Here is a 21,439-nt window from a genome sequence, read left to right on the forward strand (position 1 = left end):
AGCCGGTCCCCGGCCGCCGGTCATCCGCGCGGCTCGGCTGCGGGTCGCGCGGGCCGACCGGCCCCCCGCCCTCCGTCACGCGTGCCGCCTCGCCCGCAGTGCCAGGCTCAGCGAGAGCACCGTGTGCGGGTCGTCGAGGTCCGTGCCGAGGAGTTCACCGATCCGTGCGAGGCGGTTGTAGAGGGTCTGGCGGTTGAGGTGCAGGGCGCGCGCCGTCTCCGCCTTGCGGCCCGCGTGGTCGAGGAACGTCTCCAGGGTCGGCAGGAGCGGGGGGCGCGCCGTGCGGTCGTGGCGCAGGAGCGGGCCGAGCGCCCGGTCGACGAAGGCCGCGAGGTCGGGCTGGCCGCGCAGCCGCCACAGCAGCAGATCGATGTCCAGGCGCCGCGCGTCCCACCACGGGCGCGGGTCCAGGTCCGGGGCCGCGTCCGCCGCGCGCGCCGCGTGCCGCAAACCCGCGGCAGCCGCCGCCCAGCCTCCCGCCGGACCCACGACGACCACGGGGTCCGGGGCGCCGGGGCGCACCACCCCGGCCCGCTCCGTACCCGCCCGCAGGGCCGCGGCGGCCCGGTCCGCGAGCCCCGCGCGCTCCGCCTCCTCGCGCAGCCCGAGCAGCAGCGGCACCCGCCCCTCCACGGGCCGCACGCCCAGCAGTACGGGCACGCCGAGCCCGCTCAGCTCCTCGTGCACGGCCCGTACGAGCTGCCCCCAGCCGCCCCCGGGCGCGAGCGCGCCCGTCGTCTCGGGGAGTCTCATCACGAGCGGCAGGAGCAGCCCCGTCGCCGGTTTGAAGCCGAGCACGGCGGCACGCGCGGGCGCGTCCTCGGGGGCGGTACGTGCCTGGGCGAGATCGGTGAGGAAGTCGCCCCTGCCGAGTGCCGCCAGCTCGTCCTCCTGCCGCGCCTGCATGAGGACCACGGCGAGGATTCCGGCGACGCGTTCCATCGCGAGCCGGTGCGCGGGCCGCACGGGACCCGCCACCGGGAGCAGGACCAGGCGGGCCCGTACCGCCTCCGGCGTGCCGGGCGCCGCGCCCGCCACGTCCACGAGCACCGAACCGGCGGGCGGGCCCTCCGCGCGCGCCGCCCTGCTGCCCCGCAGCCGCTCCCACACCGGGAGCGCCTCGCTCTCGCCCGGCCCGCCCCACACCCCGTACAGCAGGGCGCCGCCGGCCGTTTCCAGGAAGACCGGGTTGCCGCCGAACTCGGCGAGTGTGGTGAGGACCTGGGGCACGCCCCCGCCGCCGAGCACGGCCTCGGTGCAGTGCCTGTGCACCTCCTCGGCCTGGCGCAGGACCGCGTAGTGCCCGTTGACGATCTCGGTGTGGATCTCCTCGGTCACCGCGACGAACGGGACCTCGCGGTGCAACTGGACGAGGGGGAGGCCGGCCGCGCGGGCCGTCTCGACGAGCGCGGCGGGCAGGCGCGCGAAGCGCGGGCCGAGCTCGACGACGAGCGCCGCGATACCGCGCTCGGCGAGCCGCCGGACGAAGGCGCGCTGCTCGGCGGGGCGGTCGCCGAGTCCGAGGCCGGTGGTGAGCAGCAGTTCGCCGCCCTTGAGCAGCGAGGCGATGTTCGGGACCTCGCCCGCGTGCACCCACCGCACCGTGCGGTCGAGCCGTTCCGCGCAGGCCAGCACCTCCGGCAGCCCGCCGCGCAGCCCCGGCAGCTCCAGCGCCCGCCGTACCGTGATCCCGCCCTGACTCTCCACGCGCGGACGCTACCGCGCGCGATGCGGGCCCGTCACCCGGCTGTTGACCGAGGTCACCGCGCACGACCGGCCCGGGACCGCGCGCACAACGGGCCCGCGACCGCGCGCACGAGCGGCACGTGACCGCCCGTGCGACAGCCCGGGACCGCGCGTGCGACAGCCCGGGACCGCGCGCGAGGGGCCCCGGACCGTGCGGCCCGGGGCCCCTCGTGGCGTCCCGCGTGCGGCGTGGTGCGGGGCTCAGCCCCCGTACGCCCCGCTCGCCGTCAGGCGCAGGGCCGTGTCGATGAGGGGGACGTGGCTGAACGCCTGCGGGAAGTTGCCGACCTGCCGGCCGCGCACCGGGTCCCACTCCTCGGCGAGGAGGCCGAGGTCGTTGCGCAGCGAGAGCAGGCGCTCGAAGAGCTTGCGGGCCTCGTCGACGCGGCCGATCATCGCGAGGTCGTCCGCCATCCAGAACGAACACGCGAGGAACGCGCCCTCGTCGCCCGCGAGTCCGTCCACGCCCGCGTCGTCGCCCGAGGTCGGGTAGCGCAGGATGAAGCCGTCCTTCGTGGACAGCTCGCGCTGGATGGCCTCGATCGTGCCGATGACGCGCTTGTCGTCGGGCGGCAGGAAGCCCATCTGCGGGATGAGCAGCAGCGAGGCGTCCAGCTCCCGGGAGCCGTACGACTGCGTGAACGTGTTCCGCTCGGGGTCGTAGCCCTTCTCGCAAACGTCCCGGTGGATGTCGTCCCGCAGCTCCTTCCACCGCTCCAGCGGCCCGTCCGCGTCCCCGGACTCGATGAGCTTGATGGTGCGGTCCACCGCGACCCACGCCATGACCTTCGAGTGCACGAAGTGGCGGCGCGGCCCGCGCACCTCCCAGATGCCCTCGTCCGGCTCCGACCAGTGGTGCTCCAGGTACTGGATCAGCTTGAGCTGGAGCAGCGAGGCGTAGTCGTTGCGGGCGAGGCCCGTCATGTGCGCGAGGTGCAGGGCCTCGGTGACCTCGCCGTAGACGTCGAGCTGGAGCTGTCCGGCCGCGCCGTTGCCGACCCGGACGGGCGTCGAGCCCTCGTACCCCGGCAGCCAGTCCAGCTCGCTCTCGCCCAGCTCCCGCTCGCCCGCGATCCCGTACATGATCTGCAGGTTCTCCGGGTCGCCGCCGACCGCGCGCAGCAGCCACTCGCGCCAGGCGCGGGCCTCGTCGCGGTAACCGGTGCGCAGCAGCGAGGAGAGCGTGATCGCCGCGTCACGCAGCCACGTGAAGCGGTAGTCCCAGTTGCGGACCCCGCCGATCTCCTCGGGCAGCGAGGTCGTGGGCGCGGCGACGATCCCGCCGGTCGGCGCGTACGTGAGCGCCTTGAGCGTGATGAGCGAGCGGATCACGGCCTCGCGGTAGGGGCCGTGGTACGTGCACTGCTCGACCCACTCCTGCCAGAACTCCTCGGTCGCCGCGAGCGACTCGTACGGGGTCGGCAGGGCGGGCGGGCCGAGGTGGCTCGCCTGCCAGGAGATGACGAAGTAGACCTTGTCGCCGGGGCCCACCGTGAAATCGGAGTACGTCGTGAGGTCCTTGCCGTACGTCTCCGCGTCGGTGTCGAGCCACACCGAGTCCGGGCCGGAGACGGCGACCGTGCGCTCGTCGACCCGGTGCACCCACGGCGTGATCCGCCCGTAGCTGAACCGCATCCGCAGGCTGGAGCGCATCGGCACCCGCCCGCTGAGCCCCTCCACGATGCGGATGAGCTGGGGCGCCTCCTCGCGCGGGCCCATGAAATCGGTCACGCGCACACTGCCGCGCGGGGTGTCCCACTCGGACTCCAGGATCAGGGAATCCCCCCGGTACGTTCTGCGGTCGGCGTCCGGCGGCTGAGTGCCGGGGGCGAACGCCGGTCCCAGCCGCCAGAATCCGTGCTCCTCGGTCCCGAGGAGACCCGCGAAGATCGCCTGCGAATCGAAGCGGGGGAGGCACAGCCAGTCGACCGTGCCGTCCCGGCAGACCAGTGCGGCGGTCTGCAGGTCTCCGATGAGTGCGTAATCCTCGATGCGCCCGGCCACGTGCATCTCCAGTCGAACGGCCACGGCACGCCCCTGTGCGGGACGCCTCGCGCTGCGGTCAAGGGTGAGCCGCCGGGCTGCTGTTCCAAGGGTGGGCGGGGGGATTCTTCTGGCCTCCCCCCGTCGCCCACCACCACCCCTTGTGGGAAGCGCTTGCGCGGTCCAGTTTCTTCGAGCCCGGCGGCGGATGTCCGAGCAGGATACGACGCCCCGTGGTGATCCGTGCGACCGTCGGGACACGGCGGTAGGGCCGAATGGGTGAGGCTTGTGTTGTGGCGCGGTAAAAGCCGGGCGCGTTGGATGTGCGCGGTGCCCGCGCATACACGCAGCGTGCGGGCCATGCCCCCGTACGGGCCCGGCGAAACCCGCGCCGCCGGAAAGCTCCGCCGACGCTGATACCCTGGTAGCCCGTGGACCGGTGGGCCCTTTACAGACCGTGAGACCCCCGCCCGCAGCGACGGACCTTCCCACCGGCTCATCGAGTCGGCGCGGAATTCCGGTCCGCACTCCAGACCGCGACCACGGGAGCCCCCTCTTGGCCATGCCGAACCGCACCTCGTCCACGACGACCAAGCACATCTTCGTCACCGGGGGTGTCGCCTCCTCACTCGGCAAGGGCCTCACCGCCTCCAGCCTGGGGGCGCTCCTGAAGGCGCGCGGTCTGCGGGTGACGATGCAGAAGCTCGACCCCTACCTCAACGTGGACCCGGGGACGATGAACCCCTTCCAGCACGGTGAGGTCTTCGTCACCAACGACGGCGCCGAGACGGACCTCGACATCGGCCACTACGAGCGATTCCTCGACGTCGACCTCGACGGCTCCGCGAACGTCACCACCGGCCAGGTCTACTCGCAGGTCATCGCCAAGGAGCGGCGCGGCGAGTACCTCGGCGACACCGTGCAGGTCATCCCGCACATCACCAACGAGATCAAGGGCCGCATCCGGCGCCTGGCGAGCGACGACGTGGACGTCGTCATCACCGAGGTCGGCGGCACCGTCGGCGACATCGAGTCGCTGCCCTTCCTGGAGACCGTCCGCCAGGTGCGGCACGAGGTCGGCCGCGACAACGTCTTCGTCGTGCACATCTCGCTGCTGCCCTACATCGGCCCCTCCGGCGAGCTGAAGACCAAGCCGACCCAGCACTCCGTCGCCGCGCTGCGCAACATCGGCGTCCAGCCCGACGCGATCGTGCTGCGCGCCGACCGCGAGGTGCCGCTGTCGATCAAGCGCAAGGTCTCGCTCATGTGCGACGTCGACGAGACCGCCGTCGTCGCCTGTCCCGACGCCAAGTCGATCTACGACATCCCGAAGGTCCTGCACGGCGAGGGCCTCGACGCCTACGTCGTCCGCAAGCTCGACCTGCCCTTCCGCGATGTCGACTGGACGACGTGGGAGGACCTCCTCGACCGCGTCCACAACCCGGACCACGAGGTCACGGTCGCGCTCGTCGGCAAGTACATCGACCTGCCCGACGCCTACCTCTCGGTCACCGAGGCGCTGCGCGCGGGCGGCTTCGCCAACCGTGCCCGCGTCAAGGTCAAGTGGGTCACCTCCGACGACTGCAAGACCCCCGCGGGCGCCGCCGCCCAGCTCGGCGACTGCGACGCGATCTGCGTCCCCGGCGGCTTCGGCGACCGGGGCGTCGTCGGCAAGGTCGGCGCGATCACGTACGCCCGCGAGAACAAGGTCCCGCTCCTCGGGCTCTGCCTCGGCCTCCAGTGCATCGTCATCGAGGCCGCGCGCAACCTCGCGGGCATCGAGGACGCCAACTCCACCGAGTTCGACCCGGCGACCGGGCACCCGGTCATCTCCACGATGGCCGAGCAGCTCGACATCGTGGCCGGTGAGGGCGACATGGGCGGCACGATGCGTCTCGGGATGTACCCGGCGAAGCTCGCCGAGGGCTCTCTCGCGCGCGAGGTCTACGACGGCCGCGAGTACGTCGAGGAGCGTCACCGCCACCGCTACGAGGTCAACAACGCCTACCGCACGGAGCTGGAGAAGAAGGCCGGCATCGTCTTCTCGGGCACCTCGCCGGACGGCAAGCTCGTCGAGTACGTCGAGTACCCGCGCGAGACGCACCCCTACCTCATCGCGACGCAGGCCCACCCGGAGCTGCGCTCCCGCCCGACCCGCCCCCACCCGCTCTTCGCGGGCCTGGTGAAGGCGGCCGTGGAGCGCCAGCGGAAGAGCTGAGCCCTTGCGCCGGAAGGCGCCCCTGGACGTGTGTACGCGTCCGGGGGCGCCTTTTGCGTGGGGGTACGGGGGCGAGCTTCTTCGCGCTGGGGGAGCGCGGAACGGGGCAGCCGGGGAGAGGGCCGCGCGCGGGAGGGGACGGCGACCGACGGAACGTTCGTTGCGGGGGAGTAGGTGAGCGGCGGCCCACGCGGGGTGGCCCACGCGGGCGGCGGCCCACGCGGGCGGGGCGACCGGTTTCCCGGCGCGAAGGGCAGGACTCCGGGGTGGGCTTGCTGGGCGGAGCCGTGGGGCTGCGGGGTCCGGTCGGCCATCGGGCTCCCGGTCATCCGGCATGGGCGGTGCGGCCCGCGCGGGTGGCCGCCTTCCCGTACGGGCGCGGCCCGGCCCTCGTACACCGTCCGGCAGGGCTCCCGCACGCCGGGCCCCGCGCGGTGCCACGCGTTCCCGTCCTCATGCGTACGCCTGTCCGCGGGTGACCCTTCGGGTGTGGTGGTTTCTTCGCGGGGGCAGGCGGGCTGCGGGAGGATGAGCGCATGACGATCAAGGACAACCCCGAGCAGTGGCGGACCACGGCGAGCGAGACGCCGTGGCGCGGCGCCAAGACGAGCGTGCGCAGCGAGAAGGTCGTGATGCCGGACGGCGAGGTCGCGACCCGCGACTACCAGGTGCACCCCGGGTCCGTCGTGATCCTCGCGCTCGACGAGGAGCGGCGCGTCGTCGTCGTCAACCAGTACCGGCACCCCGTCCGCGAACGGCTGTGGGAGCTTCCCGCCGGGCTCCTCGACGTCCCCGGCGAGAACCCCCAGCACGCCGCCGCGCGCGAACTCTTCGAGGAGGCTCACCTGGAGGCCGCCGAGTGGCACGTGCTCGTCGACCACTACTCCTCGCCGGGCGGCTCCGACGAGGCGGTACGGGTCTTCCTCGCGACCGGGCTGCGCGACGCGGGCCAGGAGCGGTACACCCCGGACGGCGAGGAGGCCGACATGCGCACGGCGCGCGTGCCGTACCAGGACCTCGTACGCGGCTGCCTCGGCGGGGAACTGCACAACAGCTCCCTCGTCATCGGCGCCCTCGCACTCGGCGCGCTCCTCGACAGCTCCGAGGACACCGAGGCCGCGCTCAGCGGACTGCGCCCCGCCGACGCGCCCTGGCCCGCCCGGCCCTTCTGAGCCCGTCCAGCCCTGCCCTTCTGAGCCCGTCCCGCCCCGGCCTTCCGAGCCCGTCCCGCCGGGCCCGCTCGCGCGACGGCGCACCTCCGTAGCCGGGCCCGGAGACCGGCTCCCGCGTCTGTCGACTCCGGACCGTGGTCAACAGCGGTCATCTGAAGAAATACTCATCCGATAGGGGGATGGTCGCGTCAGGTCGTCGCCGGTTCGCCACGCACGGTGACGTACGCTCTGAGTCGCGCGTCCGTCCTGCCCTGGGCGGGGCGCGCGGCTCGGTGAGCGTGCGGCTGAACGGGAGCGTGGCCCGTGACGGACCAGGTGGTGGACACCGGCGGGGCGAGCGGCGCCGGGGTGACCGGCGTCGCCCCGGCGCGGACGGGTCGCGGGCGCGTGACCGGCGAGGACACGCTCCTCGGCAGGGAACGCGAACTCGCCGCGCTCCACGAGGACATCGGCCGTACTGGGCTCGACACCCTCGCCGGGCAGACCCCGCCCCGCGCCCGTGTCCTGCTTGTCGCGGGACGCCCCGGTTCGGGCCGTACCGCGCTCGCGGAGACCTTCGCGGCGGCGCTCACCGAGCGTTATCCCGACGGGCTGCTGCGCGTGCGGCTCACCGACCCCGCGGGTGCCCCGGTCCCCGCCGGGGACGCCGCGCGGTCCCTCCTCGCCGACCTCGGCGAACAGACCCCGGCCGGGGCCGCCGACGACGTCCTCACCGAGCAGCTGCGCACCGCGCTCGCCGCCCGCCGCGTCCTGCTGCTCCTCGACGACGCGCACGACGCGGAGCGGGTCGACGAACTCCTCCCCGACAACCCCGCCTGCCTCCTCCTCGCCGTCGCCACGGGCCCGCTCACCGGGCTCAGCGACGTCCGCCCCTGCACCCTCGGCGGCCTGGAGCGGCAGGCGGCCGTCCGCCTCGTCGAGCGCTACGCGGGGCCCGGACGCGCCGCGGCCGACCCGCGCGCGGCGGAGCGGCTCGCCGAGGAGTGCCGGGGGCAGCCCGCCGCTCTCGTCCTCGCCGCGGGCTGGCTCGCGACGCGCCCCGAGTCCTCCTTCGCCGACCTCCTCGCCCGTCTGGAGGCGCACCGCGCCGCCGTGCCCCGCGCCCTGCCGGAGCCGGCCGCGAGCGAGGAGGACGCGGCACCGCCGCCCGCGAAGACCGCCACCGACCTCCCCGTGGACCGGCTCCTGCGCTTCAGCCACGACCAGCTCCCCGCCGCCGACCAGCGCCTGCTGCGCCTGCTCCACCTCGCCCCCGAAGGGCTCGCCGACGCGCACACCGCCTCCGCGCTCGCGGGCTGCTCCGTGCGGCACGCCGCCGAGCGCCTGGAACGCTTCGTCCGGCACGGGCTCCTGCGCCCGCTCCCCGGCCTCCGCCCGGCGTACGAGGTGCCGGGCTGCCTCGTCCCCGGGCTGCGCGCCCTCGCCGCCGAGAGCGACCGCCCCGCCGAACTCCAGCTCGCCCGCGCCCGCATGCTGGAGCGCACCGTGCGCCTCCTGCACTCCTGCCGCGCCGCGAACGAACCGCCCGGCTCCCCGGCCCGCCAGCGCCTCGCCGGGCTTCCCTCCACTCTGCGCTTCCCCGGCCCCAAAGCCGCCGCCGAGTGGCTTGCCGAGCGGCTGCCCGCGCTCCTCGCCGCGGCCCGGCTCGCCGTCGCCGAGGGCGCGTTCGACACCCTCGCGCGCCGCTACGTCGCGGCCCTCGTCCGCGCGCTCGTCGCGCACCGGGGCACCGAGGCCGCGGCGCCCGAGCTGTACGGGCTGCACCGCCTCGTCCTCGACGTCGCGCGGCGCGGGGGACTGCACCGCGAGCAGGCGGCGGCGCTCCTCAACCTCGCCGACCTCGACGCCCGCACGGGCCGCACCGGAGAGGCGCTCGCCCGCTACCGCGCCGCGCTCGACGCGGCCCGCACCGGGCGCGACCCGTACGCGGCGGGCCGCGCGATGGAGTCCCTCGCGGGTGCCCACCAGGAACTCGGCGACTGGGCGCGGGCCGCCGACTGGTACGGCAGGGCCCTCGCCCACCGCCTCGTGCGCGCCGAGGACGCCGAGGCGGCCCGCCTGTACGGCAAGTTGGCCGCCGTGCACGCCTACGCGGGCCACTACGGGGACGCGCGGCGCAACTGGGGCTCGGCGATCGCCGCGCACAAGCGGCGCGGGGACGTGGCGGGGCAGGCGCGGGCGCTCGCCGAGCTCGCGAGGGTCCAGGAGTACGCGGGGCGGCCCGAGGAGGCGCTGCGCACGTGCCGCGAGGCCGTGACCCTCGCCGAGCGCGCGGAGGACGAACGGCTGCGCGCCGCGCTGCACGTCCGGCTCGCCGACACCCTCGACCGGCTCGGCGACCCGGCGTCCGCCCGCCACCACAGGGGACTCGCCGCGCGCCTGCTCGGGCCGGGCGAGGCGGCGGCGCTGCGGACGGGGGCGTAGCCGTCCTCAGAGGGTACGGAGCGGGTCGCATCCCGGGTTCACCTACGAAATCCGTAGCGCTTCCGGCAAAGAATGATGCTTTGAAAGGCTGGACAGCGGGAATCCCTTCATTAGACTGGCGAAGCCGCGGATCAGCGGCTCTCCCCTGTTGCGCCGTCGTGGATACGGGTATGTACTTCCGTGCCCCTTTTGTCCCGGGCCCTCTCTAGTCAAGGATCGTGATCGACGATGAAGGTCGGCATCCCCCGCGAGGTCAAGAACAACGAGTTCCGGGTCGCCATCACCCCGGCCGGGGTCCACGAACTGCGCCGCCAGGGGCACGAGGTGTTCGTCGAGGCGACGGCGGGCGAGGGCTCCTCGATCACCGACGAGGAGTTCGCGGCGGCGGGGGCCGTCATCCTTCCCACGGCCGACGAGGTGTGGGCCCGCGCGGACCTCCTCCTCAAGGTCAAGGAGCCGATCGCCGAGGAGTACCACCGGCTGCGCAAGGACCAGGTGCTCTTCACGTACCTGCACCTCGCCGCCTCGCGCGAGTGCACCGACGCGCTCCTCGCCTCCGGGACCACCGCCATCGCCCTGGAGACCGTCGAGACCGCCGACCGCAGGCTCCCGCTGCTCGCCCCCATGTCGGAGGTCGCCGGGCGGCTCGCCCCGCAGGTCGGCGCGTACCACCTCATGCGGCCCGCCGGCGGGCGCGGCGTGCTGCCCGGCGGCGTCCCCGGGGTCGTCGCGGGCAAGGCCGTCGTCATCGGCGGCGGCGTCTCGGGGTGGAACGCGGCGCAGATCGCGATCGGCATGGGCTTCCACGTCAAGCTCCTCGACAAGGACGTCACCAAGCTCAAGGAGGCCGACAAGGTCTTCGGCACCCGCATCCAGACCGTCGTCTCGACCGCGTACGAACTGGAGATCGCCTGCCTGGAGTCTGACCTCGTCGTCGGCGCCGTCCTCGTGCCGGGCGCGAAGGCGCCCAAGCTCGTCTCCAACGACCTCGTCTCGCGCATGAAGCCGGGAAGTGTCCTTGTCGACATCGCGATCGACCAGGGCGGTTGCTTCGAGGACTCGCGCCCCACGACGCACGCCGAGCCGACGTTCCGCGTGCACGACTCGGTCTTCTACTGCGTCGCCAACATGCCCGGCGCCGTCCCCCACACCTCCACGCACGCCCTCACCAACGCCACGCTCCCGTACGTGCTCGAACTCGCCGGGCGCGGCTGGATCGACGCGCTGCGCCGCGACGCCTCGCTCGCCAAGGGCCTCAACATCCATGACGGCAAGGTGTATTACCGCGAGGTCGCCGAGGCGCACGGGCTGGCGCACGCCGAGACCCACGCGCTCCTGGACTGACGCGCACGCCCCCTTCCCGGGCGTCCGGGAGGCAGGGGGCGCGTCAACACGTGTCGCGTTTCTCACGCCAACGGCCGGACCTTCGCGAGCAGGTCCGGCCGTTGGCGTGAAGTGATTTGACAGTCTTTGCGGGAGAGTTCCCCAACTGGTCCGCCACGTCACGCTTGAAGGGCCTTTGACGTGCCGAACTCGCGTGTGCCGAGGGGGTGATGCGCGACCGTGCACCCTTGACACCCGTCCTCGCGCACACCGACACATCGGGCCGGGTCCGGCGGATTGTGTTGCTGCGGAGTGGTGACACGCCATAGAGTCGCCAACCGTCGGCATGGTGCCACGCTGACCTATCCAGAAGTTTCCTGGTCGCCAAGGAGGTAAGACGACTTGTGAATGAGTCGACATTTTCTCCCGGGGGTGGCCGACCGGAGCTGGCCGCGCGGAGCGGTGGTTTCGCGAGCCCAACGACGATCGGTCCCGCTGGTTCCGTCGCCGTCCGCACCTTCGCGGCCCGCCAGGATCTCCCGCCGACGCAGACCGCACACCAGAGCATGGATGGCCATATCGTGAACGCCATGGCCGGCGACCCGGGCGGCGACACCTTCGCCGACTACGAGGAGCTGCCCGAGGGGCACTTCTACGACCCGGACGCCGAGTACGAGCCGGACCCCGAGTACGCGGCCACGCTGGCCCCCGACGCCGCGCGACAGCGCCGCGAGCGGATCGGCCCCACCGGGCGACCGCTTCCCTACTTCCCGATCCCCGGGCCCCTCACCGACCACGGCCCGGCGAAGATCATCGCGATGTGCAACCAGAAGGGCGGGGTCGGCAAGACGACCTCGACCATCAACCTCGGCGCCGCGCTCGCCGAGTACGGCCGCCGCGTCCTCCTCGTCGACTTCGACCCGCAGGGCGCGCTCTCGGTCGGCCTCGGGGTCAACCCGATGGAGCTGGACCTGACGGTCTACAACCTCCTCCTCGAACGCGGGATGTCGCCCGACGAGGTGCTGCTCAAGACGGCCGTGCCCAACATGGACCTGCTGCCGAGCAACATCGACCTCTCGGCCGCCGAGGTCCAGCTCGTCTCCGAGGTGGCCCGCGAGTCCACGCTCCAGCGGGCGCTCAAGCCGCTCATGGCCGACTACGACTACATCGTGATCGACTGTCAGCCCTCGCTCGGCCTGCTCACCGTCAACGCGCTCACCGCGGCGCACAAGGTGATCGTGCCGCTGGAGTGCGAGTTCTTCGCGCTGCGCGGCGTCGCGCTGCTCACCGAGACGATCGAGAAGGTGCAGGAGCGGCTCAACCCCGAGCTGGAACTCGACGGCATCCTCGCCACGATGTACGACTCCCGCACGGTGCACAGCCGCGAGGTGCTCGCGCGCGTCGTCGAAGCCTTCGACGACCACGTGTACCACACCGTCATCGGCCGCACGGTGCGCTTCCCCGAGACCACCGTCGCCGGGGAGCCCATCACCACCTACGCCTCCAACTCCGTCGGCGCCGCCGCCTACCGTCAGCTCGCCAGGGAGGTGCTCGCCCGGTGTCACGCCGAGTGAGTCTGCCCGGAGCCGAAGAACTCTTCCGTACGACCGGGGGCATGGCCCTCCAGCCCTCCTCGGGTCCGCGCCCGCAGCCCTCGGGCGCGCGGGGCGCGACCGAGGGGGCCGCCGCGACCGAGGAGGACGCGGGCGAGCACCAGGGGCGGGACTCCGCCCCCGCGCCCGTGGACGGCGGCCCCGCGGTTCCGCCGCCGATGCCCGGACTGCGCCCCGCGCGCCGGCCGGGCCCGGAGGCAGGGCCCGCCACCGCTTCCGTGCCGCAGGCACGGCAGCCGGGCACCACGGGCGGCGGAGGGGCACCGGCCCCCCAGCAGCCCCAGGGCCAGCCCCGCCGTCGCGGCCGGGGCACCGGCCGCAGGCCGAGCGGTCGCGAGCGGCACGACGAGAAGATCACGGTGTACGTCTCCGCCGAGGAACTCATGGACCTCGAACACGCCCGCCTCGTCCTGCGCGGCGAGCACGGACTCGCCGTGGACCGGGGCCGCATCGTGCGCGAGGCGGTCGCCGTCGTCCTCGCCGACCTGGAGTCGCGCGGCGACGCGAGCATCCTCGTCCGGCGGCTGCGCGGGCGCTGACGCGCGCGCGGTACGGGGCGCGGTGGCCCCGCGCGAGGCCGTAGGGCTGCGCGGGATGTGAGTTGCGGTGTGCGGGCCTCGGGCGGGCGAGGACGCTCCGCGTGGGTACGGTCTCCGCGCGGCCGGTGAGGCCGGTGTGCCCCGGCCCGTCCGCACGGCGCCCACGGGTAGCGTGCGTCTCCCGGCCCCCGAACCCTCCAGGACCCACCCGCCATGCCGTCCACTCCCGAACCCGACCCGCCCCGCCGAGGCCGCCGCCCCCTGGGCCGCGGCGGCGCCACGCGGCGTCCGCGGCTGGGCGAGGGCGCCCGCCGACCGCAGGCGGAACCCGCGGGGGACGAGGCGACGGCGGAGGACGTACGGGACCCGCGCGCCTCGCGGGAGGACGTACACGCCAGGCCGGAGGACGTACGGGACGCACACGCCTCGCCGGAGGACGTACGGGACCCGGAGCCCTCCCACGCGGCGGCCGCGGACGACGTACCCACGTCACCTGCGGACTCCCCGGCCGGCCACGAGACGGCGCCCGGCTCCGGGGCGGCCGACGTGGCGGCGGCCGGTTCTCCGGCGTCCTTCGATGCCTCCGCGTCCTTCGAGACCCCCGCCGCCGAGGCCGATTCCGCGCTCCCCGCCACCCAGGTCCTCCCGGCCCCCGCCGACACCGCCCCCGCCGGGGCCGCCACTCCCGCCAAGGGCGGGTTCACGTTGCGGCTCGACAACTTCGAGGGGCCCTTCGATCTGCTGCTCCAGCTCATCTCGCGGCACAAGCTCGACGTCACCGAGGTCGCGCTCTCGCGGGTGACCGACGAGTTCATGGCGCACATCCGGGGGATGGGCAGCGAGTGGGACCTCGACCAGACGACCGAGTTCCTCGTCGTGGCCGCGACCCTGCTCGATCTCAAGGCCGCGCGGCTGCTGCCCGTCGCCGAGGTCGAGGACGAGGCGGATCTCGCGCTCCTGGAGGCGCGGGACCTGTTGTTCGCGCGGCTGTTGCAGTACCGGGCGTACAAGCAGGTCGCGGACATCTTCGCGGGGCGTCTCGCGCGCGAGGCGCGGCGCTTTCCCCGTACCGTCGCGCTGGAGCCCCGCTTCGCCGAGCTGCTGCCCGACGTCGTGATCCGGATCGGGCCCGAGGGCTTCGCGCGGCTCGCCGTCAAGGCGATGCAGCCGAAGCCGGAACCCTCCGTGTACGTGGACCACATCCACGCCCCGCTCGTCTCCGTGCGGGAACAGGCGGGGCTGCTCGTGGCACGCCTGCGCGAGGTGGGCGAGGCGGATTTCGGGGCGCTCGTCGCCGACACCGACGACACCCTCACCGTCGTCGCCCGTTTCCTCGCGCTCCTGGAGCTGTACCGCGAGAAGGCGGTGGCGCTGGAGCAGGAGGAGGCGCTCGGTACGCTCACCGTCCGCTGGACCGGCGGCGAGGAGGACGCCGCGGCCTCCGCCGTCACCGACGAGTTCGACCAGGAGCACACCCCATGAGCCAGGACGCCATCGGCCGGGCGATCGACACGCGGTTCGCCACCGACGACGAGGACCTCGTCCCCGACCTCGCCGACCTCGACCTGCGGCCCGCGCTCGAAGCCGTGCTCATGGTCGTCGACGAGCCCGCGACCGAGGAGCACCTCGCGAAGGTCCTCCAGCGGCCCGTACGGCAGGTCGCGGGGGCGCTGCGGGCGCTCGCCGACGAGTACACGGTGCAGGGGCGCGGTTTCGAGCTGCGGCTCGTCGCGGGCGGCTGGCGGTTCTACTCGCGGGCGACGTACGCGGCGGCTGTCGAGAGCTTCGTCCTCGACGGGCAGCAGGCCCGGCTCACGCAGGCCGCGCTGGAGACGCTGGCGGTCGTCGCGTACCGGCAGCCGGTCAGCCGCGCGCGGGTCTCGGCGGTCCGCGGGGTCAACTGCGACGGCGTCATGCGCACCCTCCTCCAGCGCGGTCTGGTGGAGGAGGCGGGCACGGAACGCGAGAGTGGTGCGATCCTGTACCGGACGACGCACTACTTCCTGGAGCGGATGGGCCTGCGCGGCCTGGACGAGCTTCCGGAGCTGGCCCCCTTCCTGCCGGAAGCGGAGGCCATCGAGGCTGAGACACTGGAAGGTGTGCCGTCGTTCGATCCGGACGCCGAAGACGACGGCGCCGCGCACGGTCACGGATACACCGGGGCCGTCGAAGACGACCATCTCGACCACCTCGATCCGACGGAACACTGATGCGAAGCAGCGGCAGGGACAGCGGGCGCGGGAATCACCGGGGAGCCGGTAACCAGCGCGACGACAAGCAGAAGAGGGCGGGACGCCCCCGTCCCGAGGAACGCCGCTACGACGTGCCGGGAGCGCACGGCGGCAGCGAGGACAAGCGCTCGGGCGGCAGGCCCGGGGGCGGCTCGGGCAGGCCGGGCGGCGGCTCGGGCCGGCCCGGCGGCTCCGGCAAGAGCGGCGGCGGCCCGGACTCCGCCTCGCGCGGCTCGGGCTCGCGCGGCAATGGCTCCGGTTCGCGTGGTTCCGGCTCGTACGGCTCGGGCTCGCGCGGCAACGGCTCCGGCTCGTACGGCTCGGGCTCCGGCTCGCGCGGCAATGGCTCCGGCTCGTACGGCTCGGGCTCCGGCTCCTACGGTTCCGGCTCGGACTCGTACGGTTCCGGCTCCGGTAGCCGCTCCGGCGCGCGCGGGGACTCCGCGCGCGGCGGGGCGAAGGGCGGCCCGAGGCGCGGCACGAAGGACGGCGCGGGCCCGCGCGGCCCCCGTAGCGCCGCCGCGCGGCCCCGTGAGCTGGACGCGAAGCTGGAGGAGCGCAACCGCGAGCGGTACGCCGAGAGGGACTCCCGGCCGAAGCCCCCGAAGACCTTCCCCGGGGCGGAGCAGGAGGGCGAGCGGCTCCAGAAGGTCCTGGCGCGTGCCGGTTACGGCTCGCGGCGGGCCTGCGAGGAGCTGATCGAGCAGGCGCGCGTCGAGGTCAACGGCGAGATCGTCCTGGAGCAGGGCCTGCGCGTGAAGCCGAGCGACGAGATCAAGGTCGACGGGCTCACGGTCGCCACGCAGTCGTACCAGTTCTTCTCGCTCAACAAGCCCGCCGGCGTCGTCGCGACGATGGAGGACCCCGAGGGCCGCCAGAACCTGGGCGACTACGTCAACAACCGCGAGACCCGGCTCTTCCACGTCGGCCGTCTCGACACCGAGACCGAGGGCGTCATCCTCCTCACCAACCACGGGGAGCTGGCCCACCGCCTGACCCACCCCCGCTACGGCGTGCGCAAGACGTACCTCGCGCACATCGTCGGGCCGATCCCGCGCGATCTGGGCAAGCGGCTCAAGGACGGGATCGAGCTGGAGGACGGCTGGGCCCGCGCGGACCACTTCCGGGTCGTCGAGCAGACCGGCAAGAACTACCTCGTCGAGGTGACGCTCCACGAGGGCCGCAAGCACATCGTGCGGCGCATGCTCGCCGAGGCGGGCTTCCCCGTCGACAAGCTCGTGCGCACCGCCTTCGGGCCGATCACGCTCGGGGACCAGAAGTCGGGCTGGCTGCGACGGCTGAGCAACACCGAGGTCGGGATGCTCATGCGCGAGGTCGATCTGTAGACAGGGGCTCCGGGGGAGACCCGTGCGGAGGGGCGGTGGGCCGGTGCGGCCCACCGCCCCTCCGGCGTCTCCGCGCCGTGAACGCGCGCCTGCCGCGTGACGGGCGCGCGCGAAGGGCTTGTGCGGGAGCCCCCACCCCCCTTATCGTCAGTCTGACGATGAGTGATGAGACGACGTACGAGACGACGACGGCCCCCGCCCGCGACGACCGCCCCGCCACCGGCGCCCTCCTCGGCCTCGCGCTGGGCGACGCGCTCGGCTTCCCGACCGAGTTCGACGACGTGCCGGGCATCCTCGCGAAGTGCGGGCCCTGGCGCGCGATGGACCTCCCGCGACCGACCGCCTGGATCTCCGACGACACCCAGATGACCTTGGCCTTCGCACGCGGCCTGGAGACCGCCGCCTCGCGCGGCACGCTCACCCCGCGGCGCTGCGAGCGCCCCGTGCGCGAGGAGTTCGTGGACTGGTACCAGTCGCCCGACAACAACCGCGCCCCCGGCAACACCTGCCTGCGCGCCTGCCTCGTCCTCAAGGACCCCTCCAGGCCCTGGCAGGACGCGAGCCAGACCCACTCCAAGGGCTGCGGCGCCAATATGCGCGTCGCGCCCGCCGCGCTTCTCCCCGGGCTCGGCCGCGAGACCCGCTCCGCGCTCGCGCAGTGGCAGGCCGCGCTCACCCACGGCCACCCCACCGCGCTCGCCGCGAGCGACCTGACCGCGCACACCATCCGGCTGCTCGCGGACGGCACGGAGCCCGGGGCCCTGCTCCCCGCGCTGCGCGCCTACGCCGAGGAGCGCGGGACGACGTACCACGAGGCGTGGCTCGGCGATCTGTGGCGGCGGGCGGGCGACCCCTCGCCGGGTGCCTACGCCGCACGCGGCTGGGACGAGTGCCTGCGGATACTCGACCGCGTCGCCGCCGCCCCCCGCGACCCCGAGCGCGACCCCTGCGAGCTGACCGGGGACGGCTGGATCGCCGAGGAAGCATTCGCCACCGCCCTGCTGTGCTTCCTGCTCTTCCCCGACGAGCCGCCGCTCGTCCTCCGGCGGGCCGCGTGCACGCGCGGCGACTCGGACTCGCTCGCCTGTGTCGCGGGGGCCTTCGCGGGCGCGTACGCGGGCGAGGCGGCGTGGCCGGGGGAGTGGGTCGAGCGGGTCGAGCACCGCGAGGAACTGCGGGGGACCGGGCGGCGCTGGGACGGGACACCGCGAGGCTGAGGCGCCTCCGGCCCCCGGACGGGACACGACGGGGCAGACCCCGTACGGCTCACCCCAGGGCCGAGGCGCGCCTGACCCGTACCAGGAAGTCCTCCACACGGGCGTGGTCCGGCTCGGCCGGGAGCCCGGAGTGGGCCGCCTTCGCCTCCGTCCCCGCGAGCAGCCGCTCGGTACGGCCCGACCAGGACTCCCACGTCGTCTCGCCGCGCCGGACGGCGAGCAGCTCCTCGCGGTACGGGCTCATGTCGACCACGTACCTGCCGGTGCGCAGCAGCTCGCGCGCCGTGAGCAGCAGGCGCAGCAGGTGCATCGCGTGCTTCCAGCGCGGGGCGCCGGGGCCGCGCAGGTCGGCGGCGAGTTTACGGCCCTGGCTGTGCGCGTAGCGCGTCAGCGCGTCGAGGACCGCGCGCGAGAGGAAGGCGTCCCGCAGCGCGAGCAGCTCGGCGCCGACCGGCTCCACGCCGAGGACGAGCGGGGAGTTCAGCGCCTCCATGACGTTCGGGTCGCCGCGCAGCGCGAGCGCGCAGGCGCGCTCCAGCTCCCAGCTCAGTTGCTCCCGCGCGGGACCCGGGACGTGCGTGGGCGGCTTCCCGAAGCCCCAGAACGCGGGCGTGGGCGCGAGGAAGATCCCGCGCAGGTCGGTGTCGCTCGCCGGGGTCGCGAGGCCCTGGGCGCGCGAGCCCGTGACGCAGGCGTAGACGGTGTGGTCGCGGACGTAGCGGGCGCCGTCGGGGAGGGGCACGGAGGGGACGGGGACGGCGGGATCGCGGACCGGTTCGGCGGGACTCATCCCGGGAGCGTAGGACGCGGGGGCGGTGCCGGGCCCGCCAATTTCCGGCGCGGGGCGCCCCACCAGGTGACTACCCTGGTCAGGGGCCGCGTCCCGGCCCCCGTACGCCACCCCGCCCCCGCTCCGTGACCGCGCAAGGACCCGCCCTGTGAGAACCGCACTCGTCGTCGGCACCGGACTCATCGGTACCTCGCTCGCCCTCGCCCTCACCCGGCGCGGCGTGACCGTGCACCTCGTCGACCAGGACACCGACGCGGCCCGTACCGCCGCCTCGCTCGGCGCGGGGACGACCGAGCCGCCCGGCGGGACCGTCGACCTCGCGATCGTCGCCGTGCCTCCCGCGTACGTCGCCGGGACCCTCGCGGCGCTCCTGCGCGCGGACGCCGCGCACGGGTACCTCGACGTCGCGAGCGTCAAGGGCGGCCCGCGCCGCGAGCTGGAGGCGCTCGGCACCGACCCGGAGCGGCTGCGCCGCTACCTCGGCACCCACCCCATGGCCGGCCGCGAGCGCTCCGGGCCGCTCGCCGCGACCGCCGAGCTCTTCGAGGGCAGCCCCTGGGTCCTCACCCCGGCCCGCGACACCGACACCGAGGTCCTCAACCAGGCACTCGAACTCGTCGCGCACTGCCGCGCCGTGCCCGTCGTCATGGACGGCGGCGCGCACGACAGCGCCGTGGCGCTCGTCTCGCACATGCCGCAGCTCGTGTCCACGCTCGTCGCCGCGCGCCTGGAGCACGCCGACGACACCGCGGTCCGGCTCTGCGGGCAGGGCATCAGGGACGTGACCCGCATCGCGGGCTCCGATCCCGCGATGTGGATCGACATCCTCTCGGCCAACCCGGGCCCCGTCGCCGACCTGCTCGACGCGCTCGGCGAGGACCTCGGCGAGGCGGTACGCGTCCTGCGCCTCCTGGAGTCCGCCGAGCCCGCCCGGCGCACCGAGGGCGCCCAGGGCGTCGAGCGGCTCCTGCGGCGCGGCAACGCGGGCCGCGCCCGCGTCCCCGGCAAGCACGGCAGCACCCCGGCCGCCTACGAGACCATCGCCGTCCTCATCAGCGACCGGCCCGGGGAGCTGGCCCGCATCTTCGCGGACGCGGGGCGCGCGGGGGTCAACGTCGAGGACGTGCGCATCGAGCACGCCACCGGGCAGCAGGCGGGCCTCGTGCAGCTCTCCGTGGCCCCCGAGGCCGCCTCGGGGCTCGCGGCGGCGCTGCGGGAGCGGGGCTGGTCGCTGCGGGCCTGAGGCGGGGGCCCGGGTCCGCGCGGACCGCGTACCCGGCACCCTCCGGCGCCCCGGTAACCTAGGTGTCCGCCATTCAGCCCAACCGCCGTCCCCGCGAAAGGTCCACCGTGGAATCCGTGATCGTTGCCATTGACGGCCCCTCCGGGACGGGGAAGTCCAGCACGTCGAAGGCGGTCGCCGCCAAGCTGGGGCTGAGCTACCTGGACACGGGCGCCCAGTACCGGGCGATCACGTGGTGGATGCTGCGCAACGGCGTGGACGTCGCGGACCCGGCCGCGATCGCCGCCGCGGCCGGCAAGCCCGGGATCGTCTCGGGCACCGACCCCGCCGCGCCCACGATCACCGTGGACGGCACGGACGTCGCCGCCCCGATCCGCACCCAGGAGGTCACCTCGAAGGTCAGCGCGGTCAGCGCGGTCCCCGAGGTGCGCCACGTGATCACCGAGCTCCAGCGCTCGATCGCCCGCGCCGCGCGCGAGGGCATCGTCGTCGAGGGCCGCGACATCGGTACGACGGTGCTCCCCGACGCCGACCTCAAGGTCTTCCTGACCGCCTCGCCCGAGGCCCGCGCCGCGCGCCGCAGCGGCGAGCTGAAGGGCAAGGAGGCGAGCGACCTCGCCGCGACCCGGCAGGCGCTCGTCGCGCGCGACGCCGCCGACTCGGGCCGCAAGACCTCGCCGCTCGCGAAGGCGGGCGACGCCGTCGAGGTGGACACCACCGACCTCAGCCTCCAGCAGGTCGTCGAGTGCGTCGTCACCCTCGTCGAGGAGAAGCGAGCCGGACGGTGACCTCCGCACGGGGGACGGCCCGGCCGACGGCCGGGTCCCCGGACCGCGGCGCCGCGGTCGGCCGGGGCATCGGCATCGGGCTCATGCACACGCTCTGGCGGCCCCGGGTGCTCGGCGCCTGGCGCGTGCCCGCGAGCGGCCCGGTGATACTCGCCGTCAACCACACGCACATGATCGACGGCCCGATGCTCATGGGCACCGCGCCCCGGCCCGTGCACTTCCTCATCAAGAAGGAAGCGTTCGTCGGGCCGCTCGACCCCTTCCTGCGGGGTATCGGGCAGCTCGCCGTGGACCGCTCCGGCACCGACCGCACGGCGGTCACCGGCGCGCTCGACGTCCTCGCGGCGGGGCACGTCCTCGGGATCTTCCCCGAGGGCACGCGCGGCGAGGGCGACTTCGCGGCGCTGCGCGCGGGGCTCGCGTACTTCGCGGTGCGCAGCGGCGCCCCGGTCGTGCCCGTCGCGGTGCTCGGCTCGACGGACCGGGCGGGCAGGCTCGTACGGAAGCTGCCCGCGCTGCGCAGCCGTGTGGATCTCGTCTTCGGCGAGCCGTTCACGGCCGGGGACGGCAGCGGACGCCGGACCCGGGCCGCGCTCGACGCGGCGACGGTCGGCATCCAGGAGCGCCTGAGCGCGCACCTGACCGAGGCCAGGCGGCTCACGGGGCGCTGAAACCGGGGGAGCGGGGCGCCCGGAACGGCCGGAGCGGGCTCCGGAACGGCCGGTACGGGGCCCGGAGCGGCCGGTACGGGGCCCGGAGCGGCGGGCGCGGGGGGAGCGGGGCCCGAGCGGGCGGTCCGCATCCGC

Annotated in this window: 16 protein-coding genes; 13 read left to right on the top strand and 3 right to left on the bottom strand. The window is 74.4% G+C overall.

The genetic code is table 11. From position 1 onward, the window contains the following. Positions 1-75 precede the first annotated feature (75 nt). Positions 76-1,707, bottom strand: coding sequence for a PucR family transcriptional regulator (locus STTU_RS27065; protein WP_007828754.1), 1,632 nt, complete (start codon positions 1,705-1,707; stop codon positions 76-78). 240 nt (positions 1,708-1,947) lie between these two features. Beyond that, the gene (locus STTU_RS27070; RefSeq protein WP_009063904.1) at positions 1,948-3,774 is read right to left on the bottom strand and encodes a glycoside hydrolase family 15 protein; all 1,827 of its coding nucleotides are present in this window, start codon (positions 3,772-3,774) and stop codon (positions 1,948-1,950) included. Between the two features lie 517 nt (positions 3,775-4,291). Here STTU_RS27070 and STTU_RS27075 point away from each other — a divergent pair. The 10 genes from STTU_RS27075 to STTU_RS27120 all read left to right on the top strand — a co-directional run bounded on the left by STTU_RS27075 (position 4,292) and on the right by STTU_RS27120 (position 17,812). Further along, positions 4,292-5,947 carry a CTP synthase gene (locus STTU_RS27075; protein WP_007828762.1) on the top strand — a complete coding sequence of 552 codons (1,656 nt, stop codon included), beginning with the start codon at positions 4,292-4,294 and terminating at the stop codon, positions 5,945-5,947. A 536-nt stretch (positions 5,948-6,483) separates the two neighbouring features. Continuing rightward, positions 6,484-7,119 (top strand): NUDIX domain-containing protein, encoded by a 636-nt coding sequence (locus tag STTU_RS27080; RefSeq protein WP_007828767.1) that lies wholly within the window; start codon positions 6,484-6,486, stop codon positions 7,117-7,119. A 303-nt stretch (positions 7,120-7,422) separates the two neighbouring features. Beyond that, a complete protein-coding gene (locus STTU_RS27085) occupies positions 7,423-9,543 on the top strand; it encodes a tetratricopeptide repeat protein (RefSeq protein ID WP_007828769.1) in 2,121 nt (706 codons plus the stop codon). 228 nt (positions 9,544-9,771) lie between these two features. Next, positions 9,772-10,887 carry an alanine dehydrogenase gene (gene ald, locus STTU_RS27090; RefSeq protein ID WP_007828771.1) on the top strand — a complete coding sequence of 372 codons (1,116 nt, stop codon included), beginning with the start codon at positions 9,772-9,774 and terminating at the stop codon, positions 10,885-10,887. Between the two features lie 545 nt (positions 10,888-11,432). Continuing rightward, positions 11,433-12,440 (top strand): ParA family protein, encoded by a 1,008-nt coding sequence (locus STTU_RS27095; protein WP_009063893.1) that lies wholly within the window; start codon positions 11,433-11,435, stop codon positions 12,438-12,440. 41 nt (positions 12,441-12,481) lie between these two features. Then, complete coding sequence (locus STTU_RS27100; protein WP_007828773.1) at positions 12,482-13,018, top strand: hypothetical protein; 537 nt, start codon at positions 12,482-12,484, stop codon at positions 13,016-13,018. Between the two features lie 213 nt (positions 13,019-13,231). Further along, a complete protein-coding gene (locus tag STTU_RS27105) occupies positions 13,232-14,500 on the top strand; it encodes a segregation and condensation protein A (protein ID WP_007828774.1) in 1,269 nt (422 codons plus the stop codon). Then, positions 14,497-15,228 carry an SMC-Scp complex subunit ScpB gene (gene scpB, locus STTU_RS27110; protein ID WP_052862428.1) on the top strand — a complete coding sequence of 244 codons (732 nt, stop codon included), beginning with the start codon at positions 14,497-14,499 and terminating at the stop codon, positions 15,226-15,228. Before STTU_RS27105 ends, scpB begins: the two co-directional genes overlap by 4 nt. Beyond that, positions 15,228-16,595 carry a pseudouridine synthase gene (locus STTU_RS27115; protein WP_007828777.1) on the top strand — a complete coding sequence of 456 codons (1,368 nt, stop codon included), beginning with the start codon at positions 15,228-15,230 and terminating at the stop codon, positions 16,593-16,595. The genes scpB and STTU_RS27115 overlap by 1 nt, the downstream gene beginning before the upstream one ends. 158 nt (positions 16,596-16,753) lie before the next feature. Next, positions 16,754-17,812, top strand: coding sequence for an ADP-ribosylglycohydrolase family protein (locus tag STTU_RS27120; protein WP_007828779.1), 1,059 nt, complete (start codon positions 16,754-16,756; stop codon positions 17,810-17,812). 49 nt (positions 17,813-17,861) lie between these two features. Here STTU_RS27120 and STTU_RS27125 read toward each other — a convergent pair whose 3' ends face one another. Continuing rightward, positions 17,862-18,602: a nucleotidyltransferase domain-containing protein gene (locus tag STTU_RS27125; RefSeq protein WP_007828780.1), complete on the bottom strand. Its 741-nt coding sequence runs from the start codon at positions 18,600-18,602 to the stop codon at positions 17,862-17,864. Positions 18,603-18,750: 148 nt separating this feature from the next. Here STTU_RS27125 and STTU_RS27130 point away from each other — a divergent pair, with 148 nt between their 5' ends. The 3 genes from STTU_RS27130 to STTU_RS27140 all read left to right on the top strand — a co-directional run bounded on the left by STTU_RS27130 (position 18,751) and on the right by STTU_RS27140 (position 21,304). Continuing rightward, the gene (locus STTU_RS27130) at positions 18,751-19,845 is read left to right on the top strand and encodes a prephenate dehydrogenase (RefSeq protein ID WP_007828782.1); all 1,095 of its coding nucleotides are present in this window, start codon (positions 18,751-18,753) and stop codon (positions 19,843-19,845) included. A 107-nt stretch (positions 19,846-19,952) separates the two neighbouring features. Further along, positions 19,953-20,633: a (d)CMP kinase gene (gene cmk / locus STTU_RS27135; RefSeq protein WP_007828785.1), complete on the top strand. Its 681-nt coding sequence runs from the start codon at positions 19,953-19,955 to the stop codon at positions 20,631-20,633. Beyond that, positions 20,591-21,304, top strand: a complete 714-nt coding sequence (locus tag STTU_RS27140) for a lysophospholipid acyltransferase family protein (RefSeq protein ID WP_370672409.1) — start codon at positions 20,591-20,593, stop codon at positions 21,302-21,304. Before cmk ends, STTU_RS27140 begins: the two co-directional genes overlap by 43 nt. Positions 21,305-21,439: the final 135 nt, after the last annotated feature.

It is taken from the genome of Streptomyces sp. Tu6071 (assembly GCF_000213055.1).
Lineage (GTDB): Bacteria > Actinomycetota > Actinomycetes > Streptomycetales > Streptomycetaceae > Streptomyces > Streptomyces evansiae.